Below are 22,600 nucleotides of genomic sequence, written 5' to 3' on the forward strand. Positions count from 1 at the left end.
ATCAAATTTATAAAATCACTATATCTAAGTTCTAGAGTATTTTATATACTCACACTAATATCAGTGTGCTTTTTGCTATCCTATTGGTTTAATGCATTATATCCTATAGCCTGGTTATTGGTCTGGGGATTGATAATTATATTTTTGTTTGACATCATAGCATTATACAATACAAAAAAAGGAATTGATGCCAGTAGGATTTTACCTGAAAAATTTTCGAATAGTGATTTTAATGCAGTTCCAGTACGCATAAAAAACAATTATCGCTTTACTACTAATGTAGAAATTATCGATGAGATCCCGATACAATTTCAAAAACGTGATTTTCTTAAAACTGGTAATATTTCCACAAAATCCGTCCTAGATTTTGAATACTCTTTACGTCCTGTAAAACGAGGAGAATATATTTTTGGCAACCTACATGTCTATGCCATGACCAGAATAGGTCTCACCAAGCGTCGTTATAGTTTTGATAAATCTGCAATGGTAAAAGTATACCCTTCTTTTATCCAGATGAAGAAATATGATTTTTTGGCTATTGATAACAAATTAACGCAAATAGGTCTTAAAAAAATAAGACGTATAGGTCATACCATGGAGTTTGAACAAATAAAGGATTATGTAATCGGAGATGATATTCGCACTATAAACTGGAAAGCTACGGCAAAACATGGTAATCTAATGATTAATCAGTTTCAGGATGAAAAATCTCAACCTATCTATTCTATAATAGATAGTAGCCGCGTTATGAAGATGCCTTTTAACGGATTAAGCCTTCTTGATTATGCCGTAAATAGCACTCTTGCTTTTTCTAATATTGCTTTGAAGAAACATGATAAAGTGGGTATGTTGTCTTTCTCTAATGTAGTAAGTGATTTCTTGCCTTCTAGCGGAAAAAAAACCTACATAAACAATGTATCTGAAACATTATATAATATCAAAACCCAATTTCTTGATTCTGATTTTGGATTGCTGTACGGACAAGTTAAACGGCAAATAAATCACAGGAGTTTACTACTTTTATACACTAATTTTGAACATATTTCGTCTCTAAAAAGGCAACTTCCCTTTTTACAGGCATTAGCAAAAAAACACTTACTGGTCGTTATATTTTTTCAGAATACAGAATTAGATCATCTTATCCGACAAAAAGCAGAAGATGTACTAACTATCTATGATCAAACTATTGCTCAGCAGTTTGCTTACGATAAAAAAGTGATGGTAAAAGAACTTCAAAAGCATGGAATTCAAACAGTATTGACCGCTCCAGAAAATCTTACGGTAAATACTATAAACAAATACCTAGAGATTAAAGCTCGTGGGCTTTTATAACTGGATAGATCATTTACATTTTACCCAATTCATAAAAGAGAGTAATCCCCCCTAGAAGACATCTCTAACTCTATATACAATTCATCCAAAAAAAACAACAGCTCAGTAACTTCTATTCGTTTACATACAAAGGTTTATTGATATTTGAATCAGCAAACAACAAATAACAATAAAAACTCTTACTATATGAAAACTCTTATCTTATTAGCATCACTTTTAGTTTCTCATTTTCTTACGTATGCTCAAGAACCCAACCAAGGAATAACAATTACTGTAACCGTTCCCAATGTAACCAGTTCTGAAGGAGAAGTTCTTTTTGGTCTCTATGATGAAAACACTTTTATGAAATCTGCCCCTATCAAAACAGGTAAAAGTACTATTGTAGAAGGTACTGCAAAGGTTACATTTACTAATATACCAGAGGGAGTATTTGCAATTTCTTGTTTTCATGATGTAAATGGTAATTATACTATGGATTTTGAACCCAACAGGATGCCAAAAGAAAACTATGGGGTGTCCAATAATAATATGAGCTATGGACCGCCTATATGGAATGATGCCAAATTTGAGGTAAAAACAGAAAACTTGGATCTCGAAATCAGAATGTAACCCCACTACTCTATCATCAATCAAAAAAAGAGTTACACCCTGCTAGGTGTAACTTTTTTACATCTAAAACAATAGATAAAATAAATTTTTTGTGTTTTTTTAATAAATAATATCAATAGCTTTTATATTTTTGTTACCCAAAATATGTACTATGACCATAACACAATTAAAATATGTTTTAGCAGTAGCTGAACATAAGAATTTCACCAAAGCTGCAGAAAAAACTTTTGTTACTCAACCTACGTTAAGTATGCAAATTCAAAAACTCGAAGAAGAATTAGATATTCTTATTTTTGATCGTAGCAAAAAACCTATTGAACTTACAGAGGTAGGTAATAAGCTGGTTCGACAGGCAAGGAATATTGTAAATGAAAGTGAACGTATACAGGATATTGTAGATCAACAAAAAGGATTTATAGGTGGAGAGTTTAAGCTTGGTGTTATTCCTACGGTGATGCCCACTTTGCTTCCTATGTTTTTAAATAATTTTATAAAAAAATACCCAAAGGTTAAATTAAAAATCGAGGAATTAAATACCGAAACTATAATAGAATACTTGCAGGACGGTCATCTTGATGCAGCCATTGCTGCTACTCCTTTAGAAAACGATTCTATAAAAGAACGTGTGTTATACTATGAGCCTTTTGTAGGATATATTCCCTCTACCCACAGATTAAATCAAAAGAAAAAAATAGACACTACAGACCTCGACATTGATGATATGCTTCTACTAGAGGATGGACATTGTTTTAGAGATGGAATTGTTAATTTATGTAAAACCAAAAAGAGTTATGAAGAAGATCACTTTCAGTTAGAAAGCGGAAGTTTTGAAACACTTGTAAAACTAGCTAATGAAGGTTTAGGGATGACTCTTCTTCCTTACTTACATACTTTGGATATAAAAGATACTGAAAAAAATAACTTACATTATTTTAACGAACCTTCTCCTGCCAGAGAAGTTAGTTTGATTTTTAACAAAAGTGAGTTAAAAATGCAAATCATCGAAGCTTTGTACGCTACGATTGCTGGAGTTGTAAAAGGCGCTATTGCCTTCCAGAATGTGCAAATTATTAGTCCTTTAGCAAAAATAAAAAGCGACTAGAAAGTCGCTTTTTTGTTATGGTTTTAAATAGATTAGACAAGATTGTAATTCTGGTTGTTTTTCTGTTAGAGATTGAATCCAAATTTTTAATTCTTCAATCTCATGCGGAAGTAGTCTGTTTAGTGCTTTTAGAACTTCCTTTGTAAAAAGATTAACATCAAAACTTACTTTTCTAAGCACAGTTTTTGTGTAATCAAACATTGCTCTAGCCATAAATTAATAGGGGTTTAAAAACATTATGTTTAAACTAGTAATTGTAGGAATAATCTTATAAATTTTAAAGTTGCTATAGCTAATATATGCAAATAAAACCAAAAAAACAGTCTTTTGGCGCTTATTTAACATTGTTAAAAACTATTGTCGCCATCCAAAAGATCCCCCAAACCGCCAAGAATACTGCCTTCACCTTTACTTTTACCTCCTCCTCTTGGTGCCAAAGCCAATACTCTATTTGCAAGTCTGCTAAAAGGTAATGATTGAATATATACTACCCCGGGACCGGTTAAAGTTGCAAAAAACAACCCTTCTCCGCCAAAAATTGTATTTTTAATTCCACCTACAAGCTCTATATCATAATGTACCCCTTTAGAAAAACCTATAATACATCCTGTATCTACTTTCAATTTTTCGCCAGCTTGTAATTCCTTTCTACATGTTGTTCCCCCAGCATGAACAAAAGCCATTCCATCTCCTTCCAGTTTTTGCATAATGAAGCCTTCTCCTCCAAATAATCCTCTACCTAGCTTTCTTGAAAACTCTATTCCTACAGAAACTCCTTTGGCTGCACATAAAAATGCATCTTTTTGACAGATAAACTTCCCTCCATAATTTGTTAAATCTACTGGAATAATTTTTCCTGGATAAGGTGAAGCAAAACTTACTTTCTTTTTTCCTCCCACTTGATTATAAAATGCAGTCATAAACAAGCTCTCACCTGTTAATAATCTCTTTCCTGCACCAAATATTTTGCCCATCACTCCTTTATCCTTATTAGAACCATCTCCAAAGATAGTATCCATTTTTATCCCATCGTCCATCATCATAAAACTCCCTGCTTCTGCAATCACCCCTTCTTGTGGGTCAAGTTCTATCTCTACATATTGCATTTCTTCACCAATAATTTCGTAGTCGATCTCGTGTGCTGTCATAATTAATTAAGTTTTTACATCATTTATACATAATGATGCTTTTTTGGTATTTTGATTAATGAATTGTTTCTTTATCAGTAAACAATTGTGGTAAAGTGTTACAGGATACTTGTTATTTAATGATAAATTTTATTTCCTATTTTGATTTTTTGCTTTTTACCTTAATTGTCCATTCAAAATTAAACTCAGAAACTTCTACTCCATCTTTATTTGTCCCAACAGATTTCATCCAAACCGTCTGTCCTTCCCCTGTTTCTACAGCTTTTTTAATTGCATCTTCAACCAAATGCCCATCTGTACAGAGAAACGTAATTCTGCCCGTAGCTTTTTTGGTAAAGGTTGCATTATTGTTTGCTACCAGCATGGATATTTTTTTTCCACTATTTCTAATATACCCAGTTACCAAAGCGCCTGTAGTCAATTCTGCCGCCATCCCCTGTACTGCCCAAAACATAGAATTAAAAGGATTTTGATTGATCCATCGATGCTTTACATTAACAGTACAGCTTGTTTTATCAATATTTTTTACTCGAACTCCACATATCCATGCAGAAGGTAATTTGAATAGTAAAAAGGTATTAAGTTTTCTGGGAGTAATATTCATGAGTTTCTTTTTTAGATATCACAATATAGGTAAAAGAAACAGTGCAAAAAATAGTTAAATTTCTTAAAATTATGTTAAATTATGGTACTATGTTTTGCATAATACCTTTTTTTAACCATATATTTGCATAAGAAACTATTATATACTTTTTAAAATGTCAATCAAAAATCACAAAAATATCGCAACATTTATGCACTTAGGTGCATTCTCCAAATACTTCATCCCATTTGGAAATTATATCATCCCTATTCTTTTATGGTCTACTAATAAAGACAAATCAGAGTTTATAGATGATCATGGTAAAGAGGCTATAAATTTTCAATTAAGTATTCTCTTATATACAGTCATACTCGGGATATTTTCATTTCCATTTTTTATCTTTAATGTTTTTGGAGATGCGACCATTACAGATTTATTTCACTTTAACGATATATCTATTAATTTTTCTGATGCAGGAGGATTTAGAACACTTATTGGAGCGTCATTTATTGGAATTATAGCGCTAATTGGTTTTTTTCTGGAGATAATTTTTATAATTACCGCAGCTCTTAAAGCAAACAAAGGAGAGTCGTACAAATACCCTTTATCAATACGATTTATAAAGTAATAAGAACCGTAAAGAACAGAGATCTAGCTTAAAACATAACTTAATCAATTAGTTTTAATCAAAGTTTCATGTAAACCATAATAACAGACTCTGATCTATTTTTAAATAACCATCAAACATCAATCAAAAAATGAACAGTTTAACAATTAAAAATTAGTTTTATGAAGATCGAAAACACAAAAGCGCAAATGCGCAAAGGTGTTCTGGAATATTGCATACTTTCTATCCTAAAGGACGATGATGCCTATGTAGCTGAAATTTTAGAGGCCCTTAAAGACGCAAAAATGCTTGTGGTAGAAGGTACAATATATCCCTTACTGACTAGACTTAAGAATGCCGGATTACTAAGTTACCGTTGGGAAGAATCTACATCAGGACCACCACGTAAATATTATGGCCTCACAGAAACAGGAAAACTGTTCCTAAAAGAATTAAATACCACTTGGAGTGAATTACAGAATGCTGTAAATCTGGTAACCAAACAAAAAAAGAAGTAAAATGAACAAGACAGTTAATATAAATTTAGCAGGCATATTTTTTCATATAGACGAAGAAGCTTATCTAAAACTGCAACGTTATCTAAGTGCTATAAAACGCTCTTTTACTGACTCACAGGGAAGAGACGAGATTATAGCAGATATCGAAGCCCGTATTGCAGAGTTGTTTAGTGAAAGAATAAAGGATGAAAGACAGGTTATCGGAACTAAAGAAGTAGATGAAGTAATCACCGTAATGGGGCAACCAGAAGACTACAGACTAGATGAAGAAATCTTTGAAGACGAACCGAGCACCACATATCAAAAGGCAAAAACATCAAGATCTCTGTTTAGAGATATGACAAACTCTTATGTGGGAGGTGTTAGTTCTGGTTTAGGTCACTATCTAGGTATAGATGTAATGTGGGTTAGATTAGCATGGATATTATTTACCATTTTCTCTAGTGGTGCTTTTGTACTAATATATATTGCATTTTGGATTTTTGTACCAGAAGCAAAAACAACAGCCGATTTTTTGGCAATGAAAGGTGAAGCTGTTAACATTAGTAATATCGAAAAGAAAATAAAAGAAGGATTTGATGGAGTAGCAGATTCTGTAAAAAATGTAGATTATCAAAAGTACAGTAGTAAAGTAAAAAGTAGCTCAACTACCTTTTTTGAAGCTTTAGGAGATGTATTATTATTCTTGCTAAAAATCTTTGTTAAATTTATAGGAGCGCTTCTTATCATCATTGCCGGTGTTACTTTGATCAGCCTATTTATTGGTTTATTTACAGTAGGAACATTTGGATTTATGGATGCTCCTTGGGTAGAATATCTAGAAGTAGGAAGTCACCCAGAAGTTCCGTTATGGTTAGTTTCTCTATTAGCATTTTTTGCAGTCGGAATACCTTTTTTCTTCCTGTTTATTGTAGGGTTAAAAATTCTGATTAAAAACCTAAAATCTATAGGAACACCTGCAAAATTAGGTTTATTAGGAGTATGGATACTATCGCTGATCGGATTAGGAATTATCGGTATAAAACAAGCTACTCTTGAAGCTTTTGATGCAGAAATAATTACCGAACAAAAAATGCTTCCTATCACTAGTAATGATACACTAACGATAAAAATGCAAGGAAATAATCGATATGCTAAACACCTTCGTCACGGAAATGATTATAAAATCAAAAGAGATGATCAAGGCAACAGAATGATTGTTACTAAGGATATTGAACTATACTTAAAGACAACTAAAAAAGATTCTACCGTTGGGATCATAATAGAGAAAAAAGCAGAAGGAAAATCGTATGATGAAGCTTCTAAAAGAGCTGAAGACCTTAAATATGGATATGAAGTCGAAGGAAACACCTTACTCCTAGATGGATATGCCATTACCGATTATGCTAATAAATATAGAGATCAAGAAGTAAATATAATTCTATCATTACCAGAAGGGATTACAGTATTTGCAGATGATAATACATCTAGATTTAATAACACATGGACATACGATGATTATATCACTATAGATGATAAAGAAGGAAAGTTTTTAAAGTTAATTAATGGAAAATTAGAATGTGATAAATGTCCAGAAGAGGAAGAAAATGATTGGGAATATGATGAATGGGATGAAGACACTGATGATGACGGAGTAAAGATTAATATAAATTCTGACGATCAAGACTTTAATTTAAAAATCGATGAGGATGGAGTTGAATTAAACAATGAGCCAGTAAAAGTAAAAATAGACGAGAACGGAATAGAAATTAAAACCGAGAATTAAATCAATCAAAAAACTCTTTGCTCCTTCTTTAATATAGAAGAGGGAGCAAAGAACAGAACAGCAAAATCAATAAAACAAAAAATCATGACTACACTAGCCAAAATTTTAGTAACCTTTTTCTTATCACTTGCGTGTTTTTCCTGCAACACAGTTTTTAATGGAGTAAAAGGTCAGGGAGAAGTACTTAAAAAAGAAAGAACAATTAGTAAAGACTTTAACGCAGTAAAAGCAAGTAGAGGTCTGGATGTAATTCTGGTAAACAATGATGATAAAAAAGTTATTGTAGAAGCCAACAAAAATTTACATGAGCATATAGAAGTATATGTAGAAGGAAATACCCTGCATGTAACCTCTGATCAAAACATATACTACGCAGATGAAAAAAATGTATATGTTTCGTATAACAAACTAAACAAAGTACATGTTAATAGTGGTGCCAGCATATCTTCTGAAGCTACTGTGGTTCAAAAAGATCTCGATCTAAGTGCAACCAGTGGTGCAGACATCAAATTAGATGTAAAAGCTGAAACGATCACAACCTCTGTTACCAGTGGAGCTATGATGGATCTTGCCGGAAAAGTAAATAATCATACAGCAAGTGCTACAAGTGGTGCAAATATTAGAGCAGAAGATTTACTAAGTCTTAGGTCTGAAGCAAAAGCAACCAGTGGGGCATCAATAAGAATCTACGCAAAAGATGAATTTACAGGAAAAGCTACAAGCGGTGCTGATGTTGTATATTACGGAAAACCAGAGAAAGTATCCGAAGTAGATAATTCTGGAGGAAACGTTAGAAGACATTAAAATATCTAACAACCTAGTCAATCAACCAAATAAAGCTGTCTGATAAGCATATACTAACCAACCTTTGCTATTCAGGCAGTTTTTATATCTGCTCAATAGATTAAATTTGATAAGGACTGGTTATTCATTTAAATCATTTATCTTATCTAGGACAGTACCGCGCTCTCCCAACCTTATTATTATAAGTATTATCCTAGCAATAAGCCCTGGATCGGTTATAATATTAGCCTTTTCTCCAACTTTATTATCTCTATTCTTAATAAGAATTTCAGTTTCGCTTTTCGGTGTACCAGCAATTTCTTTAGCAAATTTCCATGCACCGTCTCTAGCCAATTCCATGCTAAAATCTATCAAGAAATTATCCACTTTGCGAGTTAGCTTTAATATCTTCTTTAAAGTAGGCCAAATCTCAGCCAAATCATTTTCTACATCTTTTACCAACGATGACAAAATATCATTGATTTTATCAAAATCACCTTTAAGATCTTCAATATTATTGCCTTTAGAAACTTCGGCAGCAGCAATACCCAAATCTAAATTAATATGAGCATTCATACCGATTAACAAATGTTGTAATACTATTGGCCAATATCTTTTGGAGAGATCAAATGCTTTTTTCCAGGATATTGTCACAGCTTTATTTTCCTGATAAGCAAAATAGGCATCAATATATCTACTCGCAAAAATCACATCAAGCCTCTCCATTCTTGGTCCATCAGCAAAAAAATTATCTTCTATACCCTCTTTTACTTTAATAGTCACTTTCTTATATAATGCAGCAAAATACCCTAAAGGGTCATTATTTGTCTTTGATTCTGCTATAATATCATCTAAAACTGCAATGACATCATCTATAGTATGGATTGGTTTCAAGATCTTGGTTTGGTTTTAAGTTTTAAAAATAGGTTTTAAAAGCTTTTTTATCTCTATAAAATAGAACATTTTTTGATCCGCCCTGTAACTCCTTTTCAAATCATGAGTCTGTTTATATTTGTAACAAGTTTTATTGGACTATACTTAAAAACAAAAAAAACTGTTTATTATCATATAAATTTCACGCAAACATGAGAACACTATTGTCATTAATAGCACTTCTAGTAATAGGAAGTACATACGGCCAAAAAGAAAAAATTAAAGGTAACAAAATTGTAAGCACAGAACAATTTGATGTTGAAAGCTTTCATACAATAGAAATTTATGAAGGTTTTGAGGTAATGCTAGACGAGAATAGTGATAATCAAGTAAAGGTTGAAGCAGATAGTAACCTACAAGAAGTTATACAGATAGAAGTGTTAGATAGTGTTTTAACCATAAAATCAGACAAAGACATCCGACGTGCAAAAGCTTTAAACATAGATATTTCATATGCATCAGAACTAAAAGAAATTATTGTCTATGATAAAGTAAATCTAAAATCATTAACACCTATAAAGACCGATGAATTATCGGTTAGTATAAATGATTATGCCGAAGTTTTTTTAACAACCGATGTAACTAAAATCAATTGTACAGTAAATGGAAAATCAACAGCAGATCTACATACTACTGCGCAAGAAGCAATATACCAAATCAACGAGAACTCAGAATTAAAAGGAATAATAACTGCAGATAGCCTAAAAATAGACTTATATCAAAAAGGAACAATAAAAATTGAAGGAGAGGTTAAATCAATGTTAGTAAGGGCAGATAATGATTCTGATTTTTATGGAGAAAAACTTAACAGTATCAAAGCATCTTTAATTGCAGAAGGTAATAGCGATTGCTATATCCTTACGAATGAAGAAATTAGTATTGAAGCGAAAGATAAAACTGAAATATACCTCCTTGGTGAACCTAAGGTAACTATGAGAAGTTTTACTAATGAAGCGATTCTGTATAAGAAAAATATAGACTACGTTCCTAGTAAGTTTAAGCTAAACTAAAAAGACATCTCGCTAAATGCGAGATGTCTTTTAATGCTGTATTCTTTTGGTTTACGCAGAAACCTCACTACTTGATTCTACAGTTGCCAGATATCTTTCTGCATCTAGTGCAGCCATACACCCTGTTCCTGCAGCAGTAACTGCTTGTCTGTATTCTTTGTCCTGAACATCTCCTGATGCAAATACTCCAGGAATATTAGTTCTTGTAGATTTTCCTTCAGTAATTAGATACCCTGTATCATCCATATCCAATTGCCCTTTAAAAATATCAGTATTAGGTTTATGACCAATTGCTATAAACAAACCAGTAATTTCTATTTCTTCCTTCTCTCCTGTTTGATTATTTACCATTCGTAATCCTTCTACAACCTGATCCCCTAACACCTCATCAACTTCTGTATTATACTTTACTGTAAGGTTTGGAGTATTATTTACTCTATGCTGCATTGCTTTAGAAGCTCTCATATAGTCTTTACGTACTAACATAGTAACACTAGAACATATATTAGCAAGATAAGTAGCTTCCTCTGCAGCAGTATCCCCTGCTCCTACTATAGCAACATCTTGATTTTTATAAAAGAATCCATCACAAACTGCACATGCCGAAACACCACCACCTCTAAGTTTTTGCTCGCTAGGTAATCCAAGATATTTTGCTGTAGCTCCTGTAGAAATAATAACAGTTTCGGCTTCTATTTGTGTTGTATTATCGACAGTTATTTTATGTATCCCTCCAACTTCTTTATTAAAATCAACAGCAGTAACCATCCCGATACGGACTTCTGTTCCAAACCGTTCTGCTTGCTGTTGCAACTGCACCATCATTGTTGGTCCATCAATCCCTTCTGGGTATCCAGGAAAATTATCAACCTCTGTTGTTGTTGTTAATTGCCCCCCTGGTTCCATACCTGTATACATAATCGGTTTAAGATCTGCTCTAGCTGCATATATCGCTGCAGTATATCCTGCAGGTCCTGAGCCTATGATAAGGCATTTTATTCTTTCTATTGTATCAGACATATTCTTATCGTTTTATATGATGTAAAAGTAGCAATTTGATCATAAACCTTACAGTAAAGTTATTAAGAATTATTATACAGATATAAAGTCTTGTTATTTATATTTTTTTTTAAAGAAGTTATTACGATTAACCCAATACTATTACATTTACATAGTGTAACTGCTAAATAGGCTAAAATGACAATTTTTGACATCTTGGATATTCTAGGAACCATTGCGTTTGTAATATCAGGTTCATTAAGTGCTATGAATAGAAGATTAGATCTCTTTGGCATTTTTATTATCGCTTTTGTTACTTCTATTGGTGGAGGCACTATCAGAGATATTCTTATTGGTAATACCCCCGTTTCCTGGATGCAAAATACAACTACGATTTATTTGATAGGTGGTGTAACCGTCTTTTCTATAATTTTTAGAAATAAACTGGACTATCTCAAAGGATCAATTTTTCTATTTGATACTATTGGTTTAGGCGTTTTTACCATAATAGGAGTAGAAACAGGAATTAATGCAGGACTAGAGCCTATTGTTTCTGTTGCCCTAGGAGCCACAACAGGTTGTTTTGGAGGAGTTGTCAGAGATATTTTATGTAATGAGATTCCTGTTATTTTTAGAAAAGAAATATATGCTACTGCTTCTATTGCTGGTGGAATATGTTTTATGATTCTATATTCATTTAATATAGATCAAAATATTACACATATTTCTACAGCTATGCTTATTATTATCATTCGCTTAATCGTAGTCAAATTTAAAGTTTCTCTACCTCTGTTTACCGTAAGAAGTCATAATAATATCAAATAATTATTAGTATCTTATCATTCTATAGTGTAACTATTTTTCTCGCGAATGAATTTTAAACCAAAATCCGATCATTATAAGAAAAAAGTATCAGAAAGTTTTGATCGACAGAAATTCATGAACCTTATCAATGCCGAATTAATAGATGTTCGACCAGGCTATTGCGAAATTCATGTACCGTACCATTCAAGTTTAACACAGCAACATGGTTTTTTTCATGCAGGTATAATTAGTACTATTGCCGATAATACTGCAGGATATGCTGCTTTTTCATTAATGGAAGAAAATTCTTCTGTTTTAACAGTAGAGTTTAAGATCAATTTAATTGCTCCAGGAGATGGAGAATTATTAATTGGAAAATCAAATGTCATAAAAAATGGAAAAACACTAACAATATGTTCGTCAGAAGTGTTTATCATTAAGGACGGAAATGAAAAATTATGCGCTGTCTCTCAATTAACACTTATAGAGCTTAAAAACAGTACGGACAGGAATAAGAATAAAACTATTGAAAATTGAAATCAGCTAATCTTAATATATCTAATGACAGAAGAACAACTTAAAAACATAGCTCAGCAACTACGAAAACCAGAAGGAGAATGGGGAGTAACAATTGGCGAAAAAATGAATATTGGGAATAAATTTATTAATCTATATACTATCGATGCATTAGATATAAAAACCAATGATCATATATTAGAAATAGGTATGGGAAATGGTTTTTTTGTAAAAGACATTTTTGATGTAAATCATAATATTAAGTATAAAGGTTGTGATTATTCTGATGAAATGGTGACAAGGTCTAAGAAATTGAATGAAAGATGGGTAAAAAATGGTAAAGCTGATTTTCTTTTATCTAATGCAGATAAACTACCGTTTAAAGACTCTGAGTTTGATACCGTCTTTACGATAAATACAATATACTTTTGGGATAACCCAGAACGTATTCTAAATGAAATTCGGAGAGTGTTAAAACCTGATGGGAAAATAGTGATCTCTTTAAGACCTAAATCAAGCATGGAAGCCTATCCATTTGTGAAATATGGGTTTGATATGTTTAATCGATCTGATGTCTCCAAATTACTTCTAGAACATGGTTTTACAACTGTAAAACATATAGAAAAAGAGGAGCCAGAACAAGAGGTGAATGGTGTGTTTATGAAGGTCGAAACTTTAATCGTATCTGCTCAAAAAAAGAATCAGAACTTATAGATCAAGCCTGATTCGAAAACATAGTGATCTAGGCCACAATTTTAATAGGAGCTACACTAATTAAAGTTAGTGTAATATTTTAGTGTTTTAGGTTTTACATCTATGACTATCTTCACATTGTACGCTATTAATATTTTATAAAAACCTTAATATTTAGATTAGATAATAATATTTATATTTCGTTGATCATCAATCTAAATCCACTATGAAAAAAAAACTCATTACCCTCCTTCTTTTTGTTATAGCTTCTCAGCTATCTAGTCAAGAAAATAACGAACCTAAACCAGTATTTCCAGAAATTATCAAGCAGTTTCCTACTGCAAGAGATTTTACAATATCTCCAATGCAGGATGAACTATATTTTACTGCACAGGGATATTCTGGGGAACTCTCCACTATTATCAAAGTGGTAAAAAAGGGAGATTCCTGGTCTTCTCCAGAAATTGCGCCTTTTTCTGGCAGATTTAAGGATATGGAAGCCATGTTTTCTCCAGATGGTTTAAAATTGTTTTTTGTATCTAATCGCCCAATAAAAAAATCAACAACAGCAACAAAAGACTTTGATATCTGGTTTATTCACAGATCAAATACTTCTTCCGAATGGTCTGCTCCTAAAAATATAGGAAGCCCAATAAATACAAAAGGAGATGAGTTCTATCCATCTCAATCAATAAACGGTAATTTATATTTTACCGGTACTGCTTCTACGTCAAAAGGAAAAGATGATATTTTTGTTAGTAAGTGGGAAAATAACCAATATTTATCTCCTGTATCCCTAAGTGAATCTATTAATTCTGAAGGATATGAGTACAATTCTTATATAGCACCCGACGAATCTTTTTTAATTTTTGGTGGCTACAAAAGAAAAGATGGTCTAGGTAGTGGTGATCTTTATATTTCGTACCAAAATAAAGATGGAATCTGGTCAAAAGCTAAAAATCTAAGTAAACGTGTAAACTCTGACAAAATGGATTATTGCCCATTTTATCTTGAAAAAACACATACACTTTACTTTACTAGTAAAAGAAATACTATTAACGATAATAATCGAACCTCAGAAAGTATAAAACAACTTTTGGAAGTTATGAATTCGTATCAAAACGGGTTAAGTAGAATTTATAGTGTTTCTCTAAAACTATAATGCAATCTGTAATATTATTTTAATCGCTCTTATTTCTCTTTTTTAAGGTAAAAGAACAATTCAAATTTGTAATTTTGCACAAATTCTAACGCATATTAATGAGAATTTTATTCTCTATATTATTATTTGCATCCTTTGCCATACGTCCTGCTATGCAAATTAGCACGGTATTGTATTATCAATTAAATATTGATACTATAATTGAGAAATATTGTGTAAACAAAGAACGTCCTCGTCTTAATTGTAATGGTAAGTGTTATTTGATGAGCCAGATGAAAGCGAAAACCCAATCATCTACAGAAGATACCAACTTTATAGTAATGGCAGAAGCTTTTATCCCTCTTTTTTTTCAGGATAATGCAATACAAATAAAAAACACAAACCCTTTAGACTCTGAAAAAACTGAGAATTGGAAACTAAAATACTTTCACTTGAAAGGAATTTCTAAAGATATTGATCACCCTCCTGAAAATACATTCTCATAAATATTCCAACATATTTCTATTTTTTGAATAGAGAGTTCTCTTGTATTCAATAGTTAACACAATAAATAGAGTAATTCTTCTTTATATACTTTTTATGTTATAATGACAATGGCATCGGTATTTTAGCTATTTGTGTATCACAGTTATGATACCCAAAAACATATAAAGCAAGAAAAAATCTCAAAAGACTTTAATGAGACTTTCTTAATGAAGAAACTACCTATTTAGCACTATTAATAGAATATATTCTGTAAACACATTAACATTAAAATTAAGTATGCTTTGCTAATCTAAACGAAGCATTTCTAAAGAAAACATAAAATGAAAAACGTAGTAGTTTTTGTCATTGCCCTATGTCTGGGAGTATATGGCAATGCACAACAATTATATAAAGGAAAAATAGTAGATAATTCTAATGTTCCATTATCTGGTGCAACAATAGTTTCATCTAATAATAGTAACAATGGAGTAATGAGTGATAATGCCGGTGAGTTTAAAATTACCCTAGAAAACACCACTGAGGTAACAATTAGCTTTTTAGGATACACCACAAAAAAGCTAAACCTATCCAATAGTTTTAATACCATAACGTTGACTTCTGAAAATGTAATTTTAGAAGAGGTTCTTGTTACATCTGCGAGCCGAGAGGTACAAAGACGTTCTGAGGTACCTGGTTCAATTTCTACAATAAATGGACAAACAATTCAGGAAACCAAAGCTTTTGGTATCGATCAGTTAGTCAATCAAGTCCCAGGTGTATTTATGTCTACCTCTCGAGTAGTTAGCAATGAACAACACTTTATGGCGGTACGCTCTCCTATTTCTACTAAAGCACTATTCTTATACCTGGAAGACGGAATACAAATTAGACCAACATCTGTATTTAACCACAATGCATTACTAGAGATGAATACAACATCTATTGGTAGAGTTGAAGTTTTAAAAGGGCCAGCGTCTAGTATATATGGTAGTGAGGCTATTGGAGGTAGTTTTAATTTTATTACCAAAAATCCATCAGAAAAACTTGGTGGTAGTCTAAGTTTTCAAACTAATGATTTAGGGTTTACCAGATATGAAGCTGAAATTTCTGATCAAACCAGTAAAAATTTCGGTTTTTATCTTGGTAGTCATTATGCCCAACGTAATGACGGACCTATAGAGCATAGTGATTATGAAAAGCTTGCAATTACCCTTAAAACGGTTTATGACATAAATCAAAGTACAAAGTGGACAACAGTTTTGGATCTGATAGATTATCGTTCAGACATGACCGGTTCACTAAGTGAATCCGATTATAATGAAGGGAATTATCAAAGTGACCAGACATTTACAAAAAGACAAGCAAATACTTTCAGAATCAGAACAACCTTGGATAAGTTTTGGAATGATCATAATAAAACTTCTTTCAACTTTATCTTCAGAAACAATAGAATGGATCAAAATCCTTCTTATAGAATACGACAATTTAGAAATCAGGGACAACTAACTGGTTTTGGTTCTGGAGAACTGAACTCTAATAGGTTCAAAAGTTTTGTAGGATTAATCCAGCACAAAATAGATTTTAATTTTGCCAAATCATCTCTAATATTGGGTACCACAGCGGATTATTCACCTCAGGATTATGCAGCAGAAACTATAGATGTAATTGTAAATCCTGAAACAGGGAGAAACGTAAACTTTAACGTTAACCCAGGAGATTTTATCCTTAATTATAAAGCTAACATATTTAACTATGCAGGCTTTTTCCAATATGAAATATCTCCTATTGACCCTCTTAAAATTACCGCTGCTTTGCGTTATGACGGTTTTGAGTATGATTATAACAATCGAATAGATGAGACAACAGAAACAACCAATTCTATTGATAATTTTAACAACCTTACTCCAAAACTAGGGGTTAATTATAACTTTAATACCAGAACAGGGATTTATGCTAATTACTCGCAAGGTTTTACACCTCCACAAGTCTCTACCCTGTATCGCAATAGAAATGAACTAAGAGGTATAAGACCAAGTCGATATCACAACTATGAGATTGGTGGATATTCCAGACTTTCTTCTAAGGTAAAACTTGATGCAGCTGTTTATACGTTAGAAGGTCAAAATACCTTGATTACGTTAAGAGATGAGAATGATAATTTTTTTAATACCAACGCTGGTAAAACCAGATCATATGGTATAGAATACGGGATCACCTGGATGCCTATAAAAGAGTTGTCTATAACTCATAATGGGAGTTATGCAAAACATCGATACATTGAATTTTTTGACAGAGGTACCGATTACTCTGACACCGATAGAAATACAGCACCAAGCCTTTTAGGAACTTCATTAATCACTTATCGCAAAGAGTTAAAAAACAACTTTGGGTTTAGTGTAACCGCAGAACATGAATTAGTGGGAAAATACAACACAAGTTTCGAGGGGCAGATAGATAACGAAGATGGCACTTTTAGTACGGCAACATATGATGGGCATAGTGTTTTCAATCTTAGAGCTACCGCCCACTTTAAAGGTTTTGAAGTATGGGGGCATGCTCTCAATATTTTTGATGAATTATACGCTGCCAGAGCCTCTTATAATAGATTTAGAGGAGAGAATAGTTTTACTATAGGTAACCCCAGGGCTTTTCATATGGGAGTAAAATATAATTTTTAAGTAACAAGATCTCACAGGTTACTACAACTGTAGCTAGCCTGTGAGATTAAACTTCATACGAAATGAAAAAAAATGAAAAACTAAACAAATGGTTTTGGAAATGGCACTTTATTGCTGGGCTGATCTCCCTCCCTTTTATTCTACTTCTTTCAATAACCGGAGCTATATACTTATTCAAAGCTGATTATGAGGCACCCAGACAACAACACATTAAAGAGGTGACTATTCAAGGATCTCCAATTTCCTTGCAAGAACAATGGGAAATAGCCAATAAAAATGCTGTCAAAAAACCAAATGCAGTTATTTTATCCTCCTCTAGAAGTCAGGCAACAGAATTTATCTCTGGTCGGTTTGCTGGGCAAAGTAGCCTATACATAAACCCATACTCTGGAGAAGTTTCAGGAGAGATCATTTCTAGAAAAACCGATATGTTTAAAGTAAGGAAATTGCATGGTGAACTTTTAATGGGAAAATTTGGAACCAAAATCGTAGAACTTATTGCCAGTTGGATGGTCGTTTTGATTCTTACAGGTTTATTTATTTGGTGGCCGGTCCGCGGATGGAAAATAAAAGGTTTATTTATCCCTAGAACAAATGAAGGGCGAAGAACATTTTTTAGAGATGTACATGCGATTATGGGTTTTTGGTTTTCTGGCCTATTGCTTCTTATTTTGGCAGGAGGTTTTCCTTGGACTGATGTCTTTGGTCAAAATTTTAAACAACTTCAAAAAATTACAAATACAGGTTATCCATCTACTTGGAACGCGCATCATATACAATCTCAACCTAAAGGAAAGGCTTTAACATTAGATCAAATGGTTGTAAAAGCAAAAGCTCTTCATCTACCAGGTAAAATAAAAATTCATTTACCCAAAGATCCCAAAAGTGTTTTTAGTGTTTCTAATCAAAACCCTTTAGATCTATATACTCAAAAAAAGATCCACTTTGACCAATACTCCGGGAAACAAATCATAACAAACAATTGGGAAGATGTTGGAGTACTTATGCGAGGAAGAATGTGGGTTATGGCATTTCATCAAGGAGAATTTGGTGCCTGGAGCTGGTGGCTAATGTTATTTACGGCAGTTGCCTTAGCGATAATGAGTATATCAGCATTGATCTCTTATATAATGCGAAAACGAAAAGGAGACTGGGGAACTCCAAAAGTACCTGCTCGTTTTAAAGTTGGATATGGTATTATTATTATGATAACAATTTTGGCTATTCTATTTCCATTATTTGGTATCAATATCATACTACTACTAATTATAGAATATCTAAGAAAAAAGAAACAAAAAAACAATCTTGTCGGCATAAAGCCAATATCCTAAAACATACATACCTATGAATAAGTTTTTAATTACGTTTATTCTTATCATTACAACTATATTTGGGTACGCACAAACCAAAATTAGCGGAACAGTAAAAAATGAACTGGGAGAAAATATTCAATATGCCACAGTAAGAATATTAAACTCATCAGTTGGAACGGTTACTGATACTCAGGGAAAGTTTGAATTAATTACTCCTTCAAAAAAATCTATAATCGAAATTTCCTCTATTGGTTATGCTAACAAAATTATAAATATCAACAATGCGAACATTGATATAGTATTATCAAAAAATATTGAAACACTGGATGAAATTATAGTTTCTGCTCAGAAACGAGAAACCTCACTCATTCAGACTCCAATTGCGGTCACATCACTCAATGCTCAAAAAATAGAAGACACCAGAACCTGGGACTTATCAAGTCTTACGGCCATGGTACCAAACTATTTATATCAAGAACTTGGCGTAGGTTTTCAACAAGTACAATCCATACGAGGTATACAAGTCTTTAGTGAAAATCCAGCTGTTGCTACCTATATTGATGAAGTAAATAACTTGGATATACTAGCAAATGGTTTTGTACTAACAGATATTGAACGTATTGAAGTACTTAGAGGACCACAAGGAACACTTTTTGGTAGAAACACTATAGGTGGTGTAGTAAATATTACCACAAAAAAACCAAAGAACAAAACCGCTGGCTTTGTAAACATGGGAATGGGAAACCTTAATCTTAATCGACATAGCATTGGTCTAAAGACTCCAATTATTAAAAATAAATTATTTATTGGGTTTAACGGATTATTTCAAAATCGTGATGGGTACTGGAAAAATGATACTTCATTATCTATCAATCCAGACATAGAGTCCAACAACCAAACCGTAGGGGATAGTAAGAATTTATATGGCAACCTTTTTGTTAAATGGTTAGCTTCAGACAGGTTCAACCTTTTATTCAATATAAAAGCACAAAAAGATTGGTCAAATGCATCTAGCTTCTTTGTTTCTCAACCCAATGAAGAAATTGCTTTTAAAAATCCAAACAAAATCTATTTAGGAAAACTGGCAAGTCATGAGCGTGATATTATAAATACTTCTATGGTATTAAAATACAATGCAAGTTCGTTTGCTATTAGTTCTATTACAACGTATCAAAACATAGCACTAGCTTTTAAAAATATAGATTTTAATGATGGTGCGTATTATCACTCTTTTGTAGATTCGGATTTTGGAGAAAAGCTCCCAAAACAAGAAGTTTGGAATCAAGAATTCAGGATTAATTCTACCAATTCTTCTTCAAAACTACAATACACTGCCGGAATATATGGTTTTAGCCAATTGGCCTACGAACCATCTTCAAATCTTGCCTTACAACCCGTATCAAATGAATCTTCTATTCTTTTAGGCTTACCCGTCGATACAAGTATCATTACTATTAATAAAGGTGATAATTATGGTTTGGCCGCTTTTGGCGAAATAAGTTATAACATAACAAATAAACTAAAAGTCACTGGAGGGCTTCGCTATGACTATGAAAAACGTAAAAATGAATTTAATGGGTTTGGTGATCTTTTATTACAAAATAACACAAGTACACTTATTGAAAATCAACCTTTAACATCCAAAAGTAATTCTTATGAAGCACTATCTCCAAAACTTGCTTTATCATACGCAATTACAGATCATTCTAATATATACTCTAGTTACACCCGTGGTTTTAGGGCTGGAGGAATTAATATACAACGCTTACAAGACGAAGCCAATCAAACCTTTGATCCAGAATACTCTAATAACTTTGAATTAGGATATAAGCTAAATGTTTTAGACAATAAATTGAATCTAGGTATTACAGCTTTCTATATAGACTGGACAGATCTTCAATTCTTTAATCAAGTGTCCATTGGCACTTTTACTCGAGAAAATGTTGGAGATGCCATGTCAATGGGAGTCGAGATAGAAGCCGTTGCTATTCCTGTTAAGGGATTACAACTAGATGCTAGTTTTGGTTTTAACGATACAGAATACAAAAACTTCATCCTTAATAGAGATAGAATCACTTCACTTATTCCACTTACTATCGAGGAAAACAAAATTGATGTTAGTGGTAACAAGTTAGCTAACACTCCTAATCATACATTCTTTTTCGGAGCTCAATACACAAGTGTTTTTTCAAAAAAAATGAAGATGACCTTGAGAGGTGAAGTCAAAAATATAGGTGAATACTTTACAGATATTCAAAATGATTTAAAACAGCCTTCATACACCATTCTAAACACCAAATTAGGAGTTGAATTAGGGAAATACAATATATCAATTTGGGCACAAAACCTAACAGATGAAACATATTTATCTTTTGGTAGCTCTGATACTAGTTTTGGAAGAAATGTAAGAACAGCCCCCCATTAACTTATGGAACCACTTTTAGTATCAAATTTTGAATCCACAGATGAAAGCAACAATTATAACCTTGTCTATTAGCCTGATAACCCTAAGTAGTTGTCAAAAACAAAATCATACTATAGGAAACTCGATTGAAAATACACTTGAAACCAAAAGTAATAAAGATCAAGTTTCTAACTTGAAAAAAGAATACAATCTAAAACCAGACGGAACATCTTACACAGATGCTGAATTAGATGCAATATCTCATACCGAATTAATGATGATGATTCATGAACCTCCTAGAGACACAATTCAAACTGTTGGGATACTTCTATACGATGGATATTTCTCTTTAGATGCCATGGGACCACTTTCTGTACTAAGCCATATGAGTCCTACCAAAACCATCTTAGTTGGTAGAAAAAAAGGAATCATTGCCAGTAGTAGTAATGTAAAAACACAGGTTGATTATAGTATAGAAGACATTGATCAATTAGATATTTTGATTATTCCTGGCGGCTTTGTAGAAACCTATAAAGCTACACAAGATAAAGAGCTATTAGCATGGGTGCAAAAAATAGATAAAAAAAGTAAATACACTGTAAGCGTATGTACCGGTGCTTGGATCTTGGGAGCTGCGGGATTATTGAATGGTAAAGAAGCGACCACTCACTGGTATAAAGCCAAAGAAAAACTAGCAAACTACGGAGCCAAATATGTCAATAAACGATACACTAATGATGGTAAATATTGGACTAGTGCTGGAGTATCAGCAGGAATCGATATGAGTCTGGCTCTAATAGATCATATCCTAGGTAGGAATTATGCGGCATTTACTGCTTTGGATATAGAATACGACCCAGAACCACCTTTTCAAGGAGGAAACCCCAACAAAACAGATAGAGTAGTTACTTATATGCTTGAGAAAATGTATGACCTAGGTTTAGAACCCTACCTAAATAAAAATTAAAACGAAACTCCATAAATTATTACATATGTTAACGTATATCTTGATTATTGCAATCTCACTTTGCCTTTTTTGTATTCTTATAGAAATGCATAAAATGAATAAAATAGGAAAACACTACAAAGAAGCTAAACTCCAACAAAAAGAAGAAAAACAATATCTTTGAAACGAAAATTTAAAAAAATAAAAAACTCACTGTTTACAGTAGTTAT

The 22,600-nt window shown here is 32.6% G+C and carries 22 protein-coding genes; 17 read left to right on the plus strand and 5 right to left on the minus strand.

All coding sequences use genetic code 11. The features are described 5' to 3' along the window. The 3 genes from C1X07_RS10880 (at position 1) to C1X07_RS10890 (ending at position 3,043) form a co-directional block, all read left to right on the plus strand. The gene (locus C1X07_RS10880; protein ID WP_103070350.1) at positions 1-1,332 is read left to right on the plus strand and encodes a DUF58 domain-containing protein; all 1,332 of its coding nucleotides are present in this window, start codon (positions 1-3) and stop codon (positions 1,330-1,332) included. A 186-nt stretch (positions 1,333-1,518) separates the two neighbouring features. Then, positions 1,519-1,941, plus strand: coding sequence for a DUF2141 domain-containing protein (locus C1X07_RS10885; protein WP_103070351.1), 423 nt, complete (start codon positions 1,519-1,521; stop codon positions 1,939-1,941). Positions 1,942-2,092: 151 nt separating this feature from the next. Beyond that, positions 2,093-3,043, plus strand: a complete 951-nt coding sequence (locus tag C1X07_RS10890; RefSeq protein ID WP_103070049.1) for a LysR family transcriptional regulator — start codon at positions 2,093-2,095, stop codon at positions 3,041-3,043. Between the two features lie 15 nt (positions 3,044-3,058). Here the strand turns inward: C1X07_RS10890 and C1X07_RS10895 are convergent, their stop codons facing one another. The 3 genes from C1X07_RS10895 to C1X07_RS10905 all read right to left on the minus strand — a co-directional run bounded on the left by C1X07_RS10895 (position 3,059) and on the right by C1X07_RS10905 (position 4,795). Then, positions 3,059-3,256, minus strand: coding sequence for a hypothetical protein (locus C1X07_RS10895; RefSeq protein WP_103070050.1), 198 nt, complete (start codon positions 3,254-3,256; stop codon positions 3,059-3,061). A gap of 134 nt (positions 3,257-3,390) precedes the next feature. After that, complete coding sequence (locus C1X07_RS10900; protein ID WP_103070051.1) at positions 3,391-4,191, minus strand: TIGR00266 family protein; 801 nt, start codon at positions 4,189-4,191, stop codon at positions 3,391-3,393. A 136-nt stretch (positions 4,192-4,327) separates the two neighbouring features. Further along, positions 4,328-4,795: a DUF4442 domain-containing protein gene (locus tag C1X07_RS10905; RefSeq protein WP_103070052.1), complete on the minus strand. Its 468-nt coding sequence runs from the start codon at positions 4,793-4,795 to the stop codon at positions 4,328-4,330. Between the two features lie 154 nt (positions 4,796-4,949). Between C1X07_RS10905 and C1X07_RS10910 the strand changes: the two genes are divergently transcribed. The 4 genes from C1X07_RS10910 to C1X07_RS10925 all read left to right on the plus strand — a co-directional run bounded on the left by C1X07_RS10910 (position 4,950) and on the right by C1X07_RS10925 (position 8,468). Continuing rightward, on the plus strand, positions 4,950-5,402 hold the full coding sequence (locus C1X07_RS10910; protein WP_103070053.1) for a DUF4870 domain-containing protein: 453 nt from the start codon (positions 4,950-4,952) through the stop codon (positions 5,400-5,402). A 161-nt stretch (positions 5,403-5,563) separates the two neighbouring features. Beyond that, positions 5,564-5,899 (plus strand): PadR family transcriptional regulator, encoded by a 336-nt coding sequence (locus C1X07_RS10915; RefSeq protein WP_103070054.1) that lies wholly within the window; start codon positions 5,564-5,566, stop codon positions 5,897-5,899. A gap of 1 nt (position 5,900) precedes the next feature. Next, positions 5,901-7,664 (plus strand): PspC domain-containing protein, encoded by a 1,764-nt coding sequence (locus C1X07_RS10920; RefSeq protein WP_103070055.1) that lies wholly within the window; start codon positions 5,901-5,903, stop codon positions 7,662-7,664. 84 nt (positions 7,665-7,748) lie between these two features. Further along, on the plus strand, positions 7,749-8,468 hold the full coding sequence (locus C1X07_RS10925) for a head GIN domain-containing protein (RefSeq protein WP_103070056.1): 720 nt from the start codon (positions 7,749-7,751) through the stop codon (positions 8,466-8,468). A gap of 120 nt (positions 8,469-8,588) precedes the next feature. Here C1X07_RS10925 and C1X07_RS10930 read toward each other — a convergent pair whose 3' ends face one another. Continuing rightward, positions 8,589-9,341, minus strand: a complete 753-nt coding sequence (locus C1X07_RS10930) for a DUF5995 family protein (protein ID WP_103070057.1) — start codon at positions 9,339-9,341, stop codon at positions 8,589-8,591. A gap of 191 nt (positions 9,342-9,532) precedes the next feature. Here C1X07_RS10930 and C1X07_RS10935 point away from each other — a divergent pair, with 191 nt between their 5' ends. Beyond that, positions 9,533-10,390 carry a GIN domain-containing protein gene (locus C1X07_RS10935; protein ID WP_103070058.1) on the plus strand — a complete coding sequence of 286 codons (858 nt, stop codon included), beginning with the start codon at positions 9,533-9,535 and terminating at the stop codon, positions 10,388-10,390. A 51-nt stretch (positions 10,391-10,441) separates the two neighbouring features. On the opposite strand, the gene trxB is transcribed toward C1X07_RS10935, so the two are convergent. Then, positions 10,442-11,410 (minus strand): thioredoxin-disulfide reductase, encoded by a 969-nt coding sequence (gene trxB, locus C1X07_RS10940; protein ID WP_103070059.1) that lies wholly within the window; start codon positions 11,408-11,410, stop codon positions 10,442-10,444. 177 nt (positions 11,411-11,587) lie between these two features. On the opposite strand from trxB, the gene C1X07_RS10945 reads away from it, so the two are divergent. The 9 genes from C1X07_RS10945 to C1X07_RS10985 all read left to right on the plus strand — a co-directional run bounded on the left by C1X07_RS10945 (position 11,588) and on the right by C1X07_RS10985 (position 22,391). Next, complete coding sequence (locus C1X07_RS10945) at positions 11,588-12,214, plus strand: trimeric intracellular cation channel family protein (protein ID WP_103070060.1); 627 nt, start codon at positions 11,588-11,590, stop codon at positions 12,212-12,214. Positions 12,215-12,259: 45 nt separating this feature from the next. Beyond that, positions 12,260-12,730 (plus strand): PaaI family thioesterase, encoded by a 471-nt coding sequence (locus tag C1X07_RS10950; RefSeq protein WP_103070061.1) that lies wholly within the window; start codon positions 12,260-12,262, stop codon positions 12,728-12,730. Between the two features lie 24 nt (positions 12,731-12,754). Beyond that, the gene (locus C1X07_RS10955) at positions 12,755-13,423 is read left to right on the plus strand and encodes a class I SAM-dependent methyltransferase (RefSeq protein ID WP_103070062.1); all 669 of its coding nucleotides are present in this window, start codon (positions 12,755-12,757) and stop codon (positions 13,421-13,423) included. A 205-nt stretch (positions 13,424-13,628) separates the two neighbouring features. Continuing rightward, entirely contained in the window at positions 13,629-14,564 is a 936-nt protein-coding gene (locus tag C1X07_RS10960) for a TolB-like translocation protein (protein ID WP_103070063.1), read from the plus strand. Between the two features lie 98 nt (positions 14,565-14,662). Next, complete coding sequence (locus C1X07_RS10965; protein WP_103070064.1) at positions 14,663-15,049, plus strand: hypothetical protein; 387 nt, start codon at positions 14,663-14,665, stop codon at positions 15,047-15,049. A gap of 321 nt (positions 15,050-15,370) precedes the next feature. Further along, positions 15,371-17,707, plus strand: coding sequence for a TonB-dependent receptor domain-containing protein (locus C1X07_RS10970; protein ID WP_103070065.1), 2,337 nt, complete (start codon positions 15,371-15,373; stop codon positions 17,705-17,707). A 62-nt stretch (positions 17,708-17,769) separates the two neighbouring features. Beyond that, positions 17,770-19,038, plus strand: a complete 1,269-nt coding sequence (locus C1X07_RS10975; RefSeq protein ID WP_103070066.1) for a PepSY-associated TM helix domain-containing protein — start codon at positions 17,770-17,772, stop codon at positions 19,036-19,038. 13 nt (positions 19,039-19,051) lie between these two features. Then, on the plus strand, positions 19,052-21,445 hold the full coding sequence (locus C1X07_RS10980) for a TonB-dependent receptor (protein WP_103070067.1): 2,394 nt from the start codon (positions 19,052-19,054) through the stop codon (positions 21,443-21,445). 40 nt (positions 21,446-21,485) lie between these two features. Continuing rightward, positions 21,486-22,391 (plus strand): DJ-1/PfpI family protein, encoded by a 906-nt coding sequence (locus C1X07_RS10985; RefSeq protein WP_103070068.1) that lies wholly within the window; start codon positions 21,486-21,488, stop codon positions 22,389-22,391. The last annotated feature ends 209 nt before the right edge of the window (positions 22,392-22,600 follow it).

It is taken from the genome of Aquimarina sediminis (assembly GCF_002895435.1).
GTDB lineage: Bacteria > Bacteroidota > Bacteroidia > Flavobacteriales > Flavobacteriaceae > Aquimarina > Aquimarina sediminis.

Bases quoted from the DNA above. Each gene is read 5' to 3' on its own strand.
- C1X07_RS10885 (WP_103070351.1), top strand. From the start codon at position 1,519: ATGAAAACTCTTATCTTATTAGCATCACTTTTAGTTTCTCATTTTCTT.
- C1X07_RS10890 (WP_103070049.1), top strand. From the start codon at position 2,093: ATGACCATAACACAATTAAAATATGTTTTAGCAGTAGCTGAACATAAG.
- C1X07_RS10895 (WP_103070050.1), bottom strand. From the start codon at position 3,256: ATGGCTAGAGCAATGTTTGATTACACAAAAACTGTGCTTAGAAAAGTA.
- C1X07_RS10900 (WP_103070051.1), bottom strand. From the start codon at position 4,191: ATGACAGCACACGAGATCGACTACGAAATTATTGGTGAAGAAATGCAA.
- C1X07_RS10905 (WP_103070052.1), bottom strand. From the start codon at position 4,795: ATGAATATTACTCCCAGAAAACTTAATACCTTTTTACTATTCAAATTA.
- C1X07_RS10910 (WP_103070053.1), top strand. From the start codon at position 4,950: ATGTCAATCAAAAATCACAAAAATATCGCAACATTTATGCACTTAGGT.
- C1X07_RS10915 (WP_103070054.1), top strand. From the start codon at position 5,564: ATGAAGATCGAAAACACAAAAGCGCAAATGCGCAAAGGTGTTCTGGAA.
- C1X07_RS10920 (WP_103070055.1), top strand. From the start codon at position 5,901: ATGAACAAGACAGTTAATATAAATTTAGCAGGCATATTTTTTCATATA.
- C1X07_RS10925 (WP_103070056.1), top strand. From the start codon at position 7,749: ATGACTACACTAGCCAAAATTTTAGTAACCTTTTTCTTATCACTTGCG.
- C1X07_RS10935 (WP_103070058.1), top strand. From the start codon at position 9,533: ATGAGAACACTATTGTCATTAATAGCACTTCTAGTAATAGGAAGTACA.
- trxB (WP_103070059.1), bottom strand. From the start codon at position 11,410: ATGTCTGATACAATAGAAAGAATAAAATGCCTTATCATAGGCTCAGGA.
- C1X07_RS10945 (WP_103070060.1), top strand. From the start codon at position 11,588: ATGACAATTTTTGACATCTTGGATATTCTAGGAACCATTGCGTTTGTA.
- C1X07_RS10950 (WP_103070061.1), top strand. From the start codon at position 12,260: ATGAATTTTAAACCAAAATCCGATCATTATAAGAAAAAAGTATCAGAA.
- C1X07_RS10955 (WP_103070062.1), top strand. From the start codon at position 12,755: ATGACAGAAGAACAACTTAAAAACATAGCTCAGCAACTACGAAAACCA.
- C1X07_RS10960 (WP_103070063.1), top strand. From the start codon at position 13,629: ATGAAAAAAAAACTCATTACCCTCCTTCTTTTTGTTATAGCTTCTCAG.
- C1X07_RS10965 (WP_103070064.1), top strand. From the start codon at position 14,663: ATGAGAATTTTATTCTCTATATTATTATTTGCATCCTTTGCCATACGT.
- C1X07_RS10970 (WP_103070065.1), top strand. From the start codon at position 15,371: ATGAAAAACGTAGTAGTTTTTGTCATTGCCCTATGTCTGGGAGTATAT.
- C1X07_RS10975 (WP_103070066.1), top strand. From the start codon at position 17,770: ATGAAAAAAAATGAAAAACTAAACAAATGGTTTTGGAAATGGCACTTT.
- C1X07_RS10980 (WP_103070067.1), top strand. From the start codon at position 19,052: ATGAATAAGTTTTTAATTACGTTTATTCTTATCATTACAACTATATTT.
- C1X07_RS10985 (WP_103070068.1), top strand. From the start codon at position 21,486: ATGAAAGCAACAATTATAACCTTGTCTATTAGCCTGATAACCCTAAGT.